General features: G+C 66.7%; 14 protein-coding genes. 6 read left to right on the forward strand and 8 right to left on the reverse strand.

The features are described 5' to 3' along the window. The first annotated feature begins 29 nt into the window (after positions 1-29). Entirely contained in the window at positions 30-2162 is a 2133-nt protein-coding gene (locus IB230_RS05525) for a M13-type metalloendopeptidase (protein ID WP_192269787.1), read from the forward strand. 191 nt (positions 2163-2353) lie between these two features. After that, positions 2354-4375: a M13 family metallopeptidase gene (locus IB230_RS05530; protein ID WP_192269790.1), complete on the forward strand. Its 2022-nt coding sequence runs from the start codon at positions 2354-2356 to the stop codon at positions 4373-4375. Positions 4376-4444: 69 nt separating this feature from the next. Here IB230_RS05530 and IB230_RS05535 read toward each other — a convergent pair whose 3' ends face one another. Both IB230_RS05535 and IB230_RS05540 read right to left on the reverse strand, forming a co-directional pair. Further along, the gene (locus IB230_RS05535) at positions 4445-5119 is read right to left on the reverse strand and encodes a rhomboid family intramembrane serine protease (RefSeq protein WP_192269793.1); all 675 of its coding nucleotides are present in this window, start codon (positions 5117-5119) and stop codon (positions 4445-4447) included. A 43-nt stretch (positions 5120-5162) separates the two neighbouring features. Beyond that, positions 5163-5501 carry an MGMT family protein gene (locus IB230_RS05540; RefSeq protein ID WP_192269796.1) on the reverse strand — a complete coding sequence of 113 codons (339 nt, stop codon included), beginning with the start codon at positions 5499-5501 and terminating at the stop codon, positions 5163-5165. A 43-nt stretch (positions 5502-5544) separates the two neighbouring features. Between IB230_RS05540 and IB230_RS05545 the strand changes: the two genes are divergently transcribed. Beyond that, positions 5545-5955, forward strand: coding sequence for a hypothetical protein (locus IB230_RS05545; RefSeq protein ID WP_192269799.1), 411 nt, complete (start codon positions 5545-5547; stop codon positions 5953-5955). Positions 5956-6035: 80 nt separating this feature from the next. On the opposite strand, the gene IB230_RS05550 is transcribed toward IB230_RS05545, so the two are convergent. Beyond that, positions 6036-7157: an inorganic phosphate transporter gene (locus IB230_RS05550; protein WP_192269802.1), complete on the reverse strand. Its 1122-nt coding sequence runs from the start codon at positions 7155-7157 to the stop codon at positions 6036-6038. A gap of 12 nt (positions 7158-7169) precedes the next feature. Continuing rightward, positions 7170-7796 carry a DUF47 family protein gene (locus IB230_RS05555; protein ID WP_093490403.1) on the reverse strand — a complete coding sequence of 209 codons (627 nt, stop codon included), beginning with the start codon at positions 7794-7796 and terminating at the stop codon, positions 7170-7172. Positions 7797-8074: 278 nt separating this feature from the next. On the opposite strand from IB230_RS05555, the gene IB230_RS05560 reads away from it, so the two are divergent. Both IB230_RS05560 and IB230_RS05565 read left to right on the forward strand, forming a co-directional pair. Then, positions 8075-9382 carry a hemolysin family protein gene (locus IB230_RS05560; RefSeq protein WP_192269805.1) on the forward strand — a complete coding sequence of 436 codons (1308 nt, stop codon included), beginning with the start codon at positions 8075-8077 and terminating at the stop codon, positions 9380-9382. 1 nt (position 9383) lies between these two features. Beyond that, a complete protein-coding gene (locus IB230_RS05565) occupies positions 9384-10010 on the forward strand; it encodes an exopolysaccharide biosynthesis protein (RefSeq protein ID WP_192269807.1) in 627 nt (208 codons plus the stop codon). Positions 10011-10126: 116 nt separating this feature from the next. On the opposite strand, the gene IB230_RS05570 is transcribed toward IB230_RS05565, so the two are convergent. The 3 genes from IB230_RS05570 to IB230_RS05580 form a co-directional block, all read right to left on the reverse strand. Further along, the gene (locus tag IB230_RS05570; protein WP_192269809.1) at positions 10127-12247 is read right to left on the reverse strand and encodes a GGDEF domain-containing protein; all 2121 of its coding nucleotides are present in this window, start codon (positions 12245-12247) and stop codon (positions 10127-10129) included. Continuing rightward, entirely contained in the window at positions 12244-13125 is an 882-nt protein-coding gene (locus tag IB230_RS05575; protein ID WP_225589425.1) for a phosphate/phosphite/phosphonate ABC transporter substrate-binding protein, read from the reverse strand. The genes IB230_RS05570 and IB230_RS05575 overlap by 4 nt, the downstream gene beginning before the upstream one ends. Before the next feature lie 98 nt (positions 13126-13223). Continuing rightward, a complete protein-coding gene (locus IB230_RS05580; RefSeq protein WP_192269813.1) occupies positions 13224-14030 on the reverse strand; it encodes an RNA methyltransferase in 807 nt (268 codons plus the stop codon). Positions 14031-14124: 94 nt separating this feature from the next. Here IB230_RS05580 and IB230_RS05585 point away from each other — a divergent pair, with 94 nt between their 5' ends. Continuing rightward, positions 14125-14946, forward strand: a complete 822-nt coding sequence (locus tag IB230_RS05585) for an inositol monophosphatase family protein (RefSeq protein ID WP_162339331.1) — start codon at positions 14125-14127, stop codon at positions 14944-14946. 160 nt (positions 14947-15106) lie between these two features. On the opposite strand, the gene secF is transcribed toward IB230_RS05585, so the two are convergent. Then, positions 15107-16081, reverse strand: a complete 975-nt coding sequence (gene secF / locus IB230_RS05590) for a protein translocase subunit SecF (protein WP_192269815.1) — start codon at positions 16079-16081, stop codon at positions 15107-15109. Positions 16082-16094: the final 13 nt, after the last annotated feature.

Genomic DNA, 16094 nt, shown 5'->3' on the forward strand with positions numbered 1-16094 from the left:
ACGCCCCCTCCCGGGGGTTCCTTATTTCAATGCCCTGCCCAGGGCCGGAGTTGATCGTGATTGCCCGCAAACCCCAGATCCTGATGCTGTCCGTCGCCGTGGCCGCCGCGCTGGCCGCCTGCGCCAAGAAGGAAGAGGCCGCACCGGCCGACGCCGCCACCGCCCCGGCGCCAGCCGCGCTGGAACTGAAGCTGGACGAGAGCAGCCTGCCGGGCGTGAACCGCTTCCAGCTCAGCGACCTCGACACCACCAAGGACGCCTGCACCGATTTCTCCGGGTACGCCAACGGCAAGTGGTTGGCCGCCAATGCCATCCCCAGCGACCGCACCAGCTGGGGTGCCTTCGAGATGCTCGCCGAGCGTTCCACCGCCATCCAGAAGCAGTTGGCCGAACAGGCCGCCGCACACGCCAACGCGACCGGCGTCGAGAAGATCGTCGGCGACCTGTGGGCCACCGGCATGGACGAGGCCAAGGCGAACGCCCAGGGCATCGAGCCGATCGTTCCCGCGCTGAAGACCATCGACGGCCTGCAGGACAAGGACGCCATCGTGGCGTACCTCAACGAAAGCGCCGCGAAGGGCCAGGCTTTCCTGTTCGGCTTCGGTGCCGAGGCGGACTTCCAGAAGCCGGACACGAACATGGCCTACGCCTTCCAGGGCGGCCTGGGCCTGCCGGACAAGAACTTCTATTTCGACGCCGACAAGAAGAGCATCCGCGATGAGTACGTGAAGCACATCGCCAAGGTGCTGGAACTGTCGGGCGTGGCCACGGCCGATGCACAGAAACAGGCCAGCGACATCATGGCGTTCGAGACCCGTCTGGCGAAGGCATCCAAGTCGCGCGAGGAAATGTCGCGTGACGTATCCATCTACTACAACCCGGTGACGCTGGCCGACGCCGACAAGCTGACGCCGAACTTCTCGTGGACGAAGTTCTTCGAATCGCAGGGCGTCGCACCGCAGGAGAAATTCTCGCTGGCCGTGCCCGCCTTCCACCAGGAAGTCAGCAAGATGCTGGGCGATACCGACGTAGCTGCATGGCGCGCTTACCTGCGCTTCCACACCATCGATGGTGCCGCGCCCTACCTGAGCGACGCGTTCGCCAACGAAAGCTTCAACTTCTACAACAAGACGCTGCGCGGCCAGAAGGAGATCCAGCCGCGCTGGAAGCGCGTGCTGGGCACCATCGAGGAACAGAGTGGCGAAGCGCTCGGCCAGATGTACGTCAAGGTCGCCTTCACGCCGGAGTCCAAGGCGAAGATGGAAACGCTGGTCGCCAACCTGGGCACCGCGCTGAAGGCGCGCATCCAGAACCTGGCGTGGATGAGCGACGAGACCAAGGCCAAGGCGATGGAGAAGCAGGCCGCGTTCACCACCAAGATCGGCTATCCCGACAAGTGGCGCGACTGGTCCGGCCTGGCGACCGGCCGCGACAGCTACTACGGCAACGTGCAGGCGGCCGCCGAGTTCAACTACAAGTGGAACCTGGGCAAGATCGGCAAGCCGGTCGATCGCACCGAGTGGGGCATGCCGCCGCAGATGGTCAACGCCTACTACAACCCGCTGCAGAACGAAATCGTGTTCCCGGCCGCCATCCTGCAGCCGCCGTTCTTCGATCCGAATGCCTCGGATGAAATGAACTACGGCGGCATCGGCGCGGTGATCGGCCACGAGATGACCCACGGCTACGACGACCAGGGCAGCCGCTTCGGTGCCACCGGCAAGTTCGAAAACTGGTGGAGCGATGCCGACGCCAAGGGCTTCAAGGCGCTGACCGGCAAGCTGGTGGCGCAGTTCAACGGCTACCGCACCGACGCGGGCCAAGCGATCAACGGCAACCACACGCTGGGCGAGAACATCGCCGATCTCGGCGGCCTGGCCACCGCCTACGACGCCATGAAGACGGCGACAGGCGACACGCCGGACCCGAAGACCGATGGCCTGACCCGCGACCAGCGCTTCTTCCTCAACTGGGCTACGGTGTGGCGCCGCAACTTCACCCCGGAAGAGCTGAAGAACCGCATCGCCACGGACGAGCATGCCCCGGCGCAGTTCCGCGCGATCGGTGCGCCGTCCAACCTGCCCGCGTTCGCCGCCGCGTTCTCGTGCAAGGCCGGCACGCCGATGGTGCGCACCGGCGATCAGCAGGTGGTGATCTGGTAAGCACCCGCTTCCCGTCGTGACTGGAAAGGCCCGGCATGTCCGGGCCTTTCCTTTTCCAGGGACCGGTGGCCGAGCTGTGACGCAGGCCCGCAAAAGCCGCCACGCGGCGCCGGGTTCCGCTCACGGGGCTTCGGGCCGGCGACAGCTCCCTTGCTAGAATCGCCCGACCCCTGAACTCCCGGATGTTCCTGATGCCCAGCCCGCGCCACGCTCTCGGCCGCCCCACCCTGATCGCCTTCGCCCTCGTCATCGCCCTGGGCGCCCCGGATGCCGAAGCGCAGCGCAAAAAGCGTGCCCCCGCCGCCCCCGCGGTCAGCGCGCAATGCACGGACTTCTACACTGCCACCAACGCGGACTGGCTGAAGAAGAACCCCGCCAGCGCCGACAACGGCGTGGTCAGCCTCCTGGGCGCCTTCCGCGAGCGCACGCAGGAACAGCAGCGCGCCCTGCTCGACGGCGCGATGAGGGCCCCGCAGGGCAACGTGCAGAAGCTGCTGGGCGACTTCTGGGCCAGCGGCCTGGACGAAGCCGCCGTGGAAGCCGACGGCTCCAAGCCCATCGCGCCGCTGCTGGACCGCATCAACGCCATCAAGAAGCCGAAGGACGTCGCGCCGGCCATCGCCGCGCTGCACCAGGTCGGCATCCCGGTGGCCTTCAATTTCAGCCCCGACGTGGACCTGCAGGCGCTTGACCGCCACATCGGCTACTTCATGCAGGGCGGCCTGGGCCTGCCCGATCCGGCCTACTACACCCGCACCGACGCCGACACGCGCGAACTGCTCGGCCGCTACCGCACCTACGTGAAGCAGGTGCTGGCGCTGACCGGCACGCCGGCCGCCAAGCTGGACGCCGAATCGGCGCTCGTCATCGATGTGGAAACCAAGCTGGCGCAGGTGTCCAAGCCCATCGTCGACCTGCGCAGCCCGTTCGCCAACTACGCGCCCGTGCCGACCAAGGACCTGGGCAAGCAGTACCGCAACCTGCAGCTCGATGCCTTCCTCAAGGCGCAGGGCGTCAGCGACGACACCGTGTCGATGGCCGACCCGGCGCTGTTCAAGCGCCTCGACGGCCTGGTCGGCAGCCTCAAGCCCGACCAGTGGAAGGCCTACCTGCGCTGGCGCGTGGGCGATGCCATGGCGCCTTACCTGGCCAAGCCGTTCCGCGACGCCGAGTTCGATTTCCGCGGCCGCGTGCTGCGCGGTCAGACCGCGCCGGCACCGCGCTGGCAGCAGGTGCTGGATGCGATCAACCTCGCCGCCGGCCCGATGCTGGGCAAGGAATACGCCGAGCGCTACGTGCCGTCCGACCACAAGCGTCGCGCCGAGCAGATCGCCGGCCAGGTGCGCGATGCGCTGGGCCGCGGCATCGAGCGCAACACCTGGCTGAGCGAGACCGCCAAAGCCGAAGCCAAGGGCAAGCTCGACAAGCTGAAGATCGAAGTCAGCACGCCCAAGCGCGACCTGGACTACAGCGTGCAGCCGATGGGCCGCGGCAGCTTCGGCGGCAACCTGCTGATCGCGTCGACGTGGCGCCATCGCGAAGAGATGAAGCGCATCGGCAAGGGCAACGCCGACCGTCGCTGGGACGTATTGCCGCAGCAGCCGGCACTAGCGTACGACCTGGCGCAGAACCGCCTGATCGTCACCGCCGCCGTGCTGCAGGAAGAGATCTTCGACGCCAAGCAGCCGGCCGCCGTGCAATACGGTGCGTTCGGCGCGCTGGTCGGCCACGAGCTGAGCCGCGGCTTCGACGTGAAGGGCCGCATGGTCGACGCCAAGGGCCAGCTGCGCGACTGGTGGACGCCGGCCGACGTGGCCGCATGGAACGCACTGGGCGACAAGGTGGTCGCGCAGTACAACGCGTACGCTTTCCCCGACCTGAAGAACGTCAAGGTCAACGGTGCGCTGACGCGCGACGAGAACCTGGCCGACCTCGCCGGCGTGGAACTGGCGTGGGATGCCTTCGCCACCGCGGAACCGCAGGCGAATGCCGCGGCGAAGCAGTCGTTCTACAAGGCCTGGGCCACGCTGTGGGCGCAGAACCTGTCGGAAACCGAAGCCGCACAGCGCGCCGCGGTCGACGTACATGCTCCGGGCCAGTGGCGCGCCAACGGCCCGCTGACCCAGCAGCCGTCGTTCGCGCAGGCCTTCACCTGCAAGGCCGGCCAGCCGATGCAGGCGCAGGAAGCCGCGCAGGTGCGGATCTGGCGCTGAGCCGACAACTGGCACCATGAAAAACGGCGCGGAATTCCGCGCCGTTTTTCTTCGTCTCGTCGATGCGTTCTATTTGACGACGCGCAATTTGGGCGGCTTGGGTGGCTTGGGCTTACGCGGCCCTTTGCGGAACGGTGGCTGGCCCCGCCAGTAGCGGATCACCAGCCAGCCGAACAGCATGCCGCCCAGGTGCGCGAAATGCGCCACGCCCGCGTCGGTGCCGGTAATGCCGTAGAACAGCGCGATCGCACCGTAGATCGTCACCAGCGTACGCGCAGGGATTTCGGCGGGAAACGGGAACAGCACCATGCGGCGGTCGGGATACACCATCGCAAACCCCAGCAGCACGCCATACACGCCACCCGAGGCGCCCACGGTCCGGATGATGGGGCCGTCCCACGCGGCGATCGCGCTGCTCACCAGTAACTGGCACAGGTTGCTGCCAACCACACAGATGAGGAAGAACGTCATGAAATGCCGGTATCCCCAGCGCTCCTCCAACGCCGATCCGAACATCCAGATCGCGAGCATGTTGAAGGCCAGATGCATGACGCCGTCATGCATGAAGCCAGCGGTCAGCAGTTGCCAGGGTTGAAAGCCGGCGCCTGCAGACGATGCGAGCGCGCTCACCGGCCAGAGCTTGAAGTACTCGAGAGCCTGATCCGCAATAAAGAACTGCAGCAGGAACACCGCCACATTGGCGATCAGCAAAGCCTGCACGGCAGGCGTCAATCTGGGAAACATGGCAAGCCTCGGAACGGTCGCGTCACATCATACGTGCCACGCGTTAACGGGAGCCCGGTCCCCACAAGGCAGCATCGAGATCATCCGCCTTGCGCGGCCGCTTCACGCGCCCGTTCTCGACCTTGACGCCTTCCGCGCGCAGGCGCTGGCTCTGCTCATGGAAGGCCTTCGAGCCTTCCGGAAATGCGATGCGGCCATCGGAGCGGAGCACGCGGTGCCACGGCAGTGCCGGATCGTCGTTCTGGCCGAGGATGCGTGCGGTCAATCGCGCGCGGCCCGGCAGGCCCGCACGATGCGCGACTTCGCCGTAGCCGGCCACCTGACCGTGCGGTATCGCACGGATTGCGGCCAGGATGCGATCTTCGGGAGACTTGGCGCTCATGCCGGATTAGCATAGCGGCAACGGCAACAGGGGGGAGCATCCCATGCACAACTTCGAGCAGGTCCGCGGCCACCTCAATTCCTCTGGTTACAAGGTGACCATGCACGACCCGTATGTCGCTTGCGTGGAACTGTCGCTCGGCAACGGCAAGCGGCACCAGGCGATCTTCCTGTCCGAGCTGGGCAACGACGACGAGCGCGGCTATCTGCGCGTCAGCACCGTGATCGCACCGATGACCGGCATCGACGCCAGGCGCGCGCTGACGTTCAACTGGCAGAGCAGCGTCGGCTACCTCGCCATCGGCGAACTGGACGGCGTGCCCTACCTGCAGCTGTGCGAGAACCGCCCTTATGAAAGCCTCAGCCCGGCCGAAGTCGACCGCCTGGTGCTGGAGATCGGCGGCCTGGGCGACAGCATGGAACGTGCGCTGTCGGCGGAAGGCGACCTGCTGTAGGACGGACTAAAAGCCCGCCATCGCGAAAACAAAAACGCCGGGGAACCCCGGCGTTTTCTTTTGCTGCGCAAGCGGAGACATCACGCCCAGCCGATCGACTCCAGCAACCGCAGCAGTCCGTAGGCAATGCCGCCCGCCGCGGGAATCGTCAGCACCCACGCCCACAGGATGCGCTCGATCACGCCGAACTTCAGTGCGCGCGGGTTCTTGGCGAAGCCGACACCCATGATGGCGGTGGAGATGCTGTGCGTGGTCGACACCGGCATGCCGAAGTGCGCGGCCACGGTCAGGATGGTGGCTGAGCTGGTTTCCGCCGCGAAGCCATTGATCGGGTGCAGCTTGACCATCTTGTGGCCGAGCGTCTTGATGATCTTCCACCCGCCCGACGCCGTGCCGAGGGCCATCACGATGGCGCAGGTGATGACGATCCACATGGCGATGTCCTGCTCGCCGGCCGTACCGGGATGCAGGAACGACAGCCAGCCCGGCAGGTTGTCGAGCGCACCACTGGCCTCGGCGCCGAACAGCGTCAGCGCGATGATGCCCATCGTCTTCTGCGCATCGTTGTGGCCATGCGCGTAGCCCATGTAGGCGGCCGACAAGATCTGCGCCTTGCCGAAGAACTTGTTGACGAAGTGCGGACGCGCCAGCCGGCCCAGCCAGCCTCCGATACGCCCCAACAGCACGATCAGGGCCCACAGCAGCACCATTACCACGATGCCGAGCAGGAAGCCCGCCACCGGCGAGGTCACCATCGGCAGCACGACCTTCCACAGGATGCCTTTGTTCTGGGTCCAGTCGCCGGCGGCCTGCGACCAGATCAGCGCGCCCCAGTCGTTGTGCGCGGCCGCCAGCGCGGCACCGCACAGGCCGCCGATCAGCGCGTGCGACGACGACGAGGGCAGGCCCTTCCACCAGGTGATCAGGTTCCAGATGATGCCGCCCAACAGCGCGCACAGGATGACCTGCGAGGTCACCTGCACCACGTTGGTGTCGACCAGACCGGAAGCGATCGTCTTGGCGACCGCCGTGCCGGTCAGCGCGCCGATCAGGTTCATCACCGCCGCCAGCATCACCGCCTGGCCCGGCGACAGCACCTTGGTGGCGACCACGGTGGCGATGGAATTGGCGGTGTCGTGGAAGCCGTTGATGAACTCGAAGACGAGCGCGGCGAAGATCACCACCAGAACAAGGGTAAGCATGGGCGCGACCCGTCAGCTGTTCTTGAGGACGATCTGGTAGGCGACCACGCCGGCCTCGCGGCAGCGGTCGATGGCCTTTTCCAGGATCTCGAAGAACTCCTTCAGCAGGAACATCTGCAGGTGGTCCAGGCGACCGGAATAGATGTCGCGGTACAGCTCCAGCATCAGTCGGTCGGCTTCGTTCTCGATCGCGCGCAGCTTCTCGTTGAGCGAGGTCATGCGGTCGATGTTCATCTTCTTGATCTCGTGGACCATGTCCACGACCACGGCCGCCGCCTGTTCCAGCATCGCCGCGCGCGGCGCGAAGTCGATGCCTTCCAGGTGCTGGATGGCCAGCGAATAGCGGTCGGCGAACTTCTCGACCTGCTTGGGGATCTTGTACAGCGCCGAGCCCAGGGCTTCGATGTCCTCGCGCTCGATCGGGGTGATGAAGCTGTCCACCAGCGCCTTGCCGATCTTGTCCGAGGCCGCGCGCTCGCGCAGGCGGGCCAGCTTGAAGGCATCGAGCGCCGGCTGGCGGTCGGTGGCCTTCATCATGGTGTGCAGGGCCTTGGTGCTGTCGTGGGCAGCTTGGGCGGCCTCGTCCAACAGCGTGTAGAACTGCTGGCCGGAGCCGAAGATCGTCTGGAGGGAGAACATCGGGCGGTCCCACCGTCACGGGATGGACGGCTTCAGGGGCGGAATTATGACCGTTTCATGACTCTCCCGGACAGCCTCCCCTGGTTTGCGGCCCTCCGGAGGGCCGGCATTGGACGAATGTCTTGTTCAGCTTCACGCGTCCTCGCGCCGGCCGTTTGCTAAACTCGCGCCGCGCCTCCGGGTGCACCCTATGGACGACGACCCTACTTCCCCCCACTGTCCCCCGCGACAGACCCCGCCCGCCTCGCCGGCCCTCCCTGCATTGAACGGAGGCTCCCGTGCTTGAGCTGATCATCGTGTTTGCCCTCGTGCTGTTGAACGGCTTCTTCGCCATGTCCGAGATGTCGGTCATGACCTCGCGCAAGAGCCGTCTGAAGCAGATGGCCCAGACCAGCCATCGCGCCCAGCGTGCGCTGGATCTGTCCGAGAAGCCCGAGAACTTCCTGTCTACCGTCCAGATCGGCATCACGCTGATCGGCGTGCTGACCGGTACGTTCGGCGGTGATGCTATCGGCAGCGCCATCGGCGGCTGGCTCGCCTCCACCATCCCTGCCTCCGCGCCCTACGCACCCAAGATCGGAATAGGCGTCGCGGTGGCATTGATCACCTATCTGACGCTGATCTTCGGCGAGCTGGTACCCAAGCGCCTCGCCATCACCCGTCCGGAAACCATCGCCGGCTTCGTCGCCGTGCCCATGGGGTGGCTGGCCAAGATCACCGCCCCCGCCGTCGCCCTGCTGGCTTTCAGCACGCGCTTGGTCCTGCGCATCTTCGGACTGGCTGATGACAACAAGGAAGCGGTCACGGAGGAAGAAATCCGCATGCTGGTGTCCGAAGGACACGAAGCCGGCGTGATCGACGCCGACGAACGCAACATGATGAACCGCGTGCTGCGCCTCGGCGACCGCACCGCCGACAGCCTGATGACGCCTCGCAAGAAGATCACCTGGCTGGACGCCGCCGCCCCGTACGAGGACAACCTGCAGACGATGCACGAGTCCGCGTTCTCGCGCTTCCCGGTGTATCGCGGCAACGACCAGGACGTGGTGGGCGTGCTGGAAGTGAAGTCCCTGCTGGACCGTTTCGGCGTCGCCCAGCCCGACCTCTTCATCAAACTGCGCGAGCCGCTGTTCGTCTCCGAATCCACCCATGCGATGAAGCTGCTGGAGATCTTCCGCGAGGAACAGCAGTCGCTGGCACTGGTCGTCGACGAGTATGGTGAGATCCAGGGCCTGGTCACCCAGAGCGACCTGATGGGCGCCGTGGTCGGCCGCCTCCAGGCGGCGGAAAACACTGAGGACGCCCCCTTGGTCGTCGTCCGCGACGACGGCTCACTGCTGGTGGACGGTTCGCTGCCCAACGACGACCTGCGCGAACTGCTGGGCGGCGTGGCGCTGCCGGACGACGACGAGTACAACACGGTCGCCGGCATGATGATCGAGCGCTTCGGCCGCATCCCGCATGTCGGCGAACGCCTGGACTGGGCCGGATGGCGCTTCGAAGTGGTCGATCTGGACGGCGCGCGCATCGACAAGCTGCTGCTGCAGAAACTGCCCGAGACCGACGGCGAAGACCTGGCGGTCTGACATGTCCGCCGAAGACGCGCCGCGACACACCAGCACCGCCACGCTGATCGACGGCTTCGCCGCCGGCGATCCCGAGGAAGTCCTGCGCCTGGGCGATCTGCTGAAGGATTTCGGCCCGGCTGCGTTCGGCATGCTGCTCTTCATAGGCGTGCTGCCGGCTTTCATCCCGGTGCCCGGTGTCGGCGGCGCGATCGGCGGCCCGATGGTGATCCTGGTCGGCGTGCAGTTGCTGCTGGGCATGCGCAAGGTCTGGCTGCCTGCCTTCCTGGCCCGCCGCGGCCCGCACCGCAGCGCGATGATGCGCTTCCGCCAGCGCATGGCGCCGTGGTTGCGTCGTCTGGAGAAGCTGGTCCGCCCCCGCATGGCAGGCTTCCTCGACAACCGCATCGCACTCAGCTTCACCGGCCTGCTGCTGGTCCTGCTGGGCATCCTGCTGGCGCTGCCCATTCCGTTCACCAACTACGTGTTCGGCTTCCTGCTGTTGCTGTTCGCATTGGCGCTGCTGGAACGCGATGGTGCGTTGCTGCTGGTGGCATGGATCGCCGGCGGCATCGCCGTGGTGGTGTTCGGCTTCCTGTCCGGCAATCTGGTCGAATCGCTGAGTGCGCTGATCGCGAAGTGGTTCTGAGCCCTCGCACCGGACCTCGACAGGAATCTTTGTGTGGGAGCGACGTAAGTCGCGATGGCCACCGGTAAAGCCTCATCGCGACTTACGTCGCTCCCACAGTCAGCACCACAGGCGCTTCAGGCCACGAGCTGTGCGAACTCCGCCGCGGTAACCGGATATCCCAGCCAGTAGCCCTGTGCGAGATCGCAACCGCGCTCACGCAGCAGGTTGAATTGGCCTTCCTTCTCTACGCCCTCGGCCACGACCGTGATGCCCAGCGAATGCGCCATCGCGATGATCGCGGTGGTCAGCGCCAGGTCGTCAGGATCACGCAGCATGTCGGCGATGAAGCTGCGGTCGATCTTCACGCCATCGACCGGCACGCGGCGCAGGTGGCTCAGGCCCGAGAAGCCGGTGCCGAAATCGTCCAGCCACACCTTCACGCCGGTGCGGTGCAGCGTGGCCAGCAGCGCGCTGGCATGCGCCTCGTCGCTGATGACGGCCGTCTCGGTCAGCTCCAGGTGCAGGCGCGACGCCGCCAGCCCCGTATCGCGAAGGCAGTCGGCGACCACGTCCGGCAAGTCGCCATTGCGCAGCTGGCGGGGTGATACGTTGACCGAGACGAACAACGGCTCCATCGCGTCGCGCTCGCTGCCCCAGCGCGCAGCGGCGGCGCACGCGGCGCGCAGCACGCGGGGGCCGATGCTCTCGATCAGCCCGCTCTGCTCGGCCACGTCGATGAACACCGACGGCGCCACCATGCCCAGTTCCGGATGCTGCCAGCGCAGCAGCGCTTCGGCGCCCACGATACGGCTGTCGGCCATGCGGAACACCGGCTGATACATCAGGCTCAGCTCGCCGCGCTCCCACGCGCCGCGCAACTCCTGTTCCATGCGCACGCGCCGCTCGACGGCCTGGTCCATCGCACGGCTGTAGAAGCGGTAGCAGTTCTTGCCGGCGACCTTCGCCTGGTACATCGCGATGTCGCCGTTCTTCATCAGCGCGGTCGCGCCTGAAGCATCTTCCGGGAACAGGGTGATGCCGATGGACGTCCCCAGGAACACCTGGCGTTCCTGCACCACGATCGGGCGCCCCAGTTCGGCCACCAGCTTCTCGGCCAGCCGCGTGGCACCACCGCGCACATCGCCATCCTGGATCAGGATGACGAACTCGTCGCCGCCGAAGCGCGCCAGCAGTGCATCGTCGCCTCCCATCGTTTCCACCGCGTCACGGATGCGATGGGCGAACTGTTGCAGCACCTCGTCGCCGGCCTCGTGGCCGAGGGTGTCGTTGACGCGCTTGAAATCGTCGATGTCGGCGAACAGCAGTGCGAGCTGCCGGCCCGCGCCGCGCAGCATCATCAGGCGATGGTCCAGGCTCTCGCGGAAGGCCAGACGGTTGGTCAGCCCGGTCAACGAATCGGTGTAGGCCATGCGTCGCACGTCGCGGTCGTGGCGCGCGATGCTGTCGCTCATCGTGCCGAACGCACGCACCAGCTCGCCGACTTCATCCTGGCGTTCGCTGGACATGCGCTCGCCGTTGTAGTTGCCGACCTCGATGTCGTGCGCCGCACGCGCCAACTGCCGGATCGGCCTGACCAGCGTGCGCTGGGCATACACCATGATCGCCACGCATGCGGCCACCAGCGCGGCCAGCAGCAATGCGATCCAGCCCAGGTGGCGCGCGCCGAGCTCGTTCAGCCGTGCCCGCGCCTCGGTGATGGCCTTCTCCTCGTAAGCGCGCACCGACGCCACCGAGTAACCGACACGCACGCCGCCGATGCGTTCGCTGCCGATCATGATCGGCTCGGACACGTCCACGATCTGCGCCGACCATTGCGTATGCATGCTGCGCGCGTTCACGGCTTCGTACGCCAGCGGATCGGTCATGGTCTGGCCGTACACCGCGATGTCGGCGGTGCCGTCGTGGATGATCCGGCCCTGATTGTCGTAGACGAGCACGTAGCTGACGTCGGGTTCCTTCTGCGCCGAGCGCACGATGCTGCCGATCGTGTCCAGGTCGAAGTAGTACAGCGGGTTCGCCAGGGCGTCGCCCAGCTGGTCGACGGTGGCTTCGCCATGGCGGCGCAGGCTGTCCTCGACCATGCCGTGCATCGCTTCGCGACCGAGGTCCGCGACATCCTGCTGCATCACCTTCTGCCGGTGCAGCAGCGTGCCGAGCAGCGCGATCACCACCACCAGCATGATCGCCATCGCCGCCAGGAAGCGCGCCTGCAGGCCGAACTTCATGGACTTCATTCGACCTGCTCCCGGACGCGGGTCACGCCGCGGCGCAGATCGTCCAGCGCCTGCTGCGACGCCGGATCGACCGGCAGGAAGCGGGTCGTGCGGAAGAAGACATTCAGCGCGTCGCGGGCGGCCGGATCGTTGGCGGCCTCCAGCAGTACCTCGCGCAGGCGCGCCTCGATCCTGGGGTCGAGGTCGCCGCGCACAATTTCCAGCGCGCGCGGGAAGTCCTGTGTCTCGTGGATCACGCGGAAATCGCGCCGGAACGACGGCGGCATGCGGCGTACGTCCTCCCAGTCCAGGTTGCTCACCACACCGCCGTCGACCAGCCGCTTATGCACCCAGGCAGCGATGTTGAGTTCGGAACGCGCGAACACGTAGCCGACCGAATCGGCGGACGGCCGGTCCATCGGCGACAGCAGGATCTCCATCCGCTGGCCGGCGTCCAGCAGTGCCACCGACGGCGCGAAGTACGCGCTGGTCGACGCGGTGTTCTGGAAGGCCACGGTGCGCCCCTTCAGGTCCGCCAGTCGCTCCAGCCCACTGTCGCGGCGGACGAAGAACACGCCGTGGTAGCGGCTCACGCCACCACGCTCGGTCAGCAGCAGCGCGTGCGCGCCGGCGCGCTCCTGCAGCCGCATGCCGGTGCCGGCGGTCTCGGTGACCCAATCCACCCGGCCGCGGCGCAGGTAACTGGTCATCTGCTGCGCATCGCGGGCCATCAGGATGCGGCCCTCGGTGATGCCGACATCGCGCATGCGCGGCACGACGTAGTCCAGCAGGGGCTTGAGCTGTTCGTAGTGCGCCTTGGGGTCGTCGCTGATGCGGCCCAGCACGAGGACGCGCTCGTCGCCGGCGGCGCTGGCCGGGACCACGGCGGCGGGAAGCAGGGCTGCACCGAGGGCGGCCAGCGCTAGGCGGAACCAGGTTGTACGCAACGATAGGCGCCCGCCAGAACGATGGCGGCAGCCTATCGGAAAACGTGGATTCAAGACAGTGATCCGGCCCCGCCTTGGCCCGCCAGCCGGGCCATGCGCTGGGCATCGGCCAGGATGCCGCGTAGCAGGCGTACTTCCTGCTCGGTCAGGTCGGCCTTGGCGAACAACCGCCTCAACTTGCGCATTGCCGAATCCGGTGTGCGCCCCTTGTGGAAGTCGATCGCATCGAGCGTATCGCCGAGCTGTGCGAAGAAGCCTTCCACATGGGCATGGCTGGCCGGGGTTTCGTCGGGATGGATCGGCTCCGGGATCGCCACCGATGTCCCCTCCAGCAGCGCCAGCCGCAGTTCGTAGGCCAGCACCTGCACGGCGGCCGCCAGGTTCAGCGAGCTGTACTCGGGATTGGCGGGAATGTGCACCGCGGCGTGGCAGAGCTGCAGTTCCTCGTTGCTCAGGCCGGTCCGCTCGCGGCCGAACACCAGCGCCACTTCGCCGCCGGCGGCAGCCCGTGCCACTGCCAGTGCCGCCGCCTGCCGCGGGGCATGCTCCTCCAACTGGACGCGACGGCTGCGCGCGGTGCATCCCAGCACCAGGTGGCAGTCCGCCACGGCCTCGGCCAGCGTGGCCACCACCGGAGCGTCGCCCAGCAGGTCGTCCGCACCGGCCGCGCGCCGGTAGGCCTCGTCGGCGGGATAGTCCTCGGGCGCGACCAGCACCAGGCGGGTCAGCCCCATTGTCTTCAGGGCACGCGCGGCTGCGCCGATGTTGCCGGGGTGCTGCGTGCCGACCAGCACCACGCGAAGGCGGGTGGCCGCGGCCGGGGAAAGGGAATCGATCGGGGAAACGGGCGTATTCATGGGGGCAAATGGTAAACTGCGTAGGCCGGTCTCCGCGCCGTGCTGCTCTTTTCCACTTGTTCGCCCGCCCCACGCCTGTCCGAGGTCCGTTCGCATGCAAAAGCCCGTCGTCACCGTCATGACCAAGGCAGCCCGCCTCGCAGGCAACGTCCTGTTGCGGAGCATCAACAAGCTGGACGCGCTGAACGTGGTGCAGAAAGAGCGGATGGACTACGCGAGCGAAGTCGATGCGGACGCCGAGAAGGTCATCATCAAGGAGCTGCGCCGCGCCTACCCGGACTACGGGTTCGTCGGCGAGGAGAGCGGCGCCCAGATCAACGGCCGCTACACCTTCGTGATCGATCCGCTGGACGGCACGAGCAATTACCTGCGGGGTTTCCCGCACTACTGCGTCTCGATCGCCCTGGTGGACAACGGCGAACCGACCGACGCGGTGATCTTCGACCCGCTGCGCAACGACCTGTTCACCGCCAGCCGCGGCGCCGGCGCCCAGCTCAACGAGCGCCGCATCCGCGTGGCCGACCGCAAGGAACTGGCCGGCACCGTCATCACCACCGGCTTCCCGCCGCGCGAGCGCGCCCGCGCCGGCGCGCAGCTGGAGTGCGTCCGCGAGCTGCTGGTGCACGCCGAGGACATCCGGCGCACCGGATCGGCCGCGCTGGATCTGGCCTACGTGGCCTGTGGCCGCGCCGACGCCTACTTCGAGGCCGGTGTGAAGGACTGGGACATCGCGGCCGGCGTGCTGCTGGTGCGCGAGGCGGGCGGCAAGGTCTGCGATTTCCGCGGCGCGGCGCTCGGCAAGATCGACGGCCGCACCGCCCTGCCCCGCCAGATCGTCGCCGGCAACCTCAAGGTCGCCGAGGCGCTGCAGAAGACCATCGTTTCGTCGGGCTACGCAGCATCATTCAATGGTTGAGTCCGTAAGGCCCGACGTAGAGCCGAGCTTGCTCGGCTCCGCGGACCACCAGACACCTGGAATGCCGCATGTAGCAGCAGCGGAGCAAGCTCCGCTCTACGATGAGCAATAAAAAAGGCCACGCATTGCGTGGCCTTTTCCGTTACCGGGCTACCGGCGATTACGGGCGACGCGCCAGCAGCGCCTCGTCCTTGGCCTTCGGCATCAGGTCCTGCTTGGTGACCGTCAGGAAGCCCAAGGTCAGCAGCGGGCAGGCCACGAAGATCGACGAGACCGTGCCCAGCACGATGCCGATCATCTGCGACAGCGCCATGCCTTCCAGCGAACCGCCACCGTACAGGTACAGCGCGAACACGGTCAGGAACGCGACGAACGAGGTGATGATGGTGCGCGACAGCGTCTGGTTGATCGAGCGGTTCAGGATTTCCATCGGCTCGGCGCGCAGGTTGCGGAAGTTCTCGCGCACGCGGTCGAACACCACGATCTTGTCGTTGATCGAGAAGCCCATCACCGACAGCAGGCCGGCCAGGATGGTCAGGTCGAACTCGATGCCGCTGGCCGCGAAGAAGCCGGCCACGATCAGCACGTCGGCCAGGGTCGTGACGATGGCCGAGACCGCGAACTTCCACTCGAAGCGCACGGCGATATAGATCAGGAAGCCGACCACCACGAACAGCAGCGTGTACAGGCCGTTGAGCGCCAGCTCCTTGCCGACCTGCGGACCGACGAACTCGCTACGCATCACCGTGGCGGTATTGCCCTCGGTGGACGCCAGGCGCAGCACGTCCGCCGCCGTCCGGTTGCTGGCTTCGGCGCCTTCCGCCGTGCCGGCGTCCTCGCGCGGCTGCAGGCGCACCAGCAGGTCGCTGCCGGTACCGAACGTCTGCACCTGCGCACTGCCGTAGCCGCCGGCTTCCAGGCGCTCACGCACACTGTCGACGTTCGGCGGCGTCTGGAAGCGCAGTTCCACGACGGTGCCGCCGGTGAAGTCCAGCGCGAAGTTGAAACTCTTGAACGCGATGGCGCCAATCGCGGCGATGGCCAGCAGCGCCGCGATGCCGATGGACACCCAGCGCACGCGCATGAAGTTGAAGTTGGTGGTGTGCGGAATCAGCCGCAACGGGAAAAGGCTCATCTTCTGTCTCCCG

Source organism: Pseudoxanthomonas sp. PXM01 (genome assembly GCF_014851815.1).
Classification (GTDB): Bacteria; Pseudomonadota; Gammaproteobacteria; order Xanthomonadales; family Xanthomonadaceae; genus Pseudoxanthomonas_A.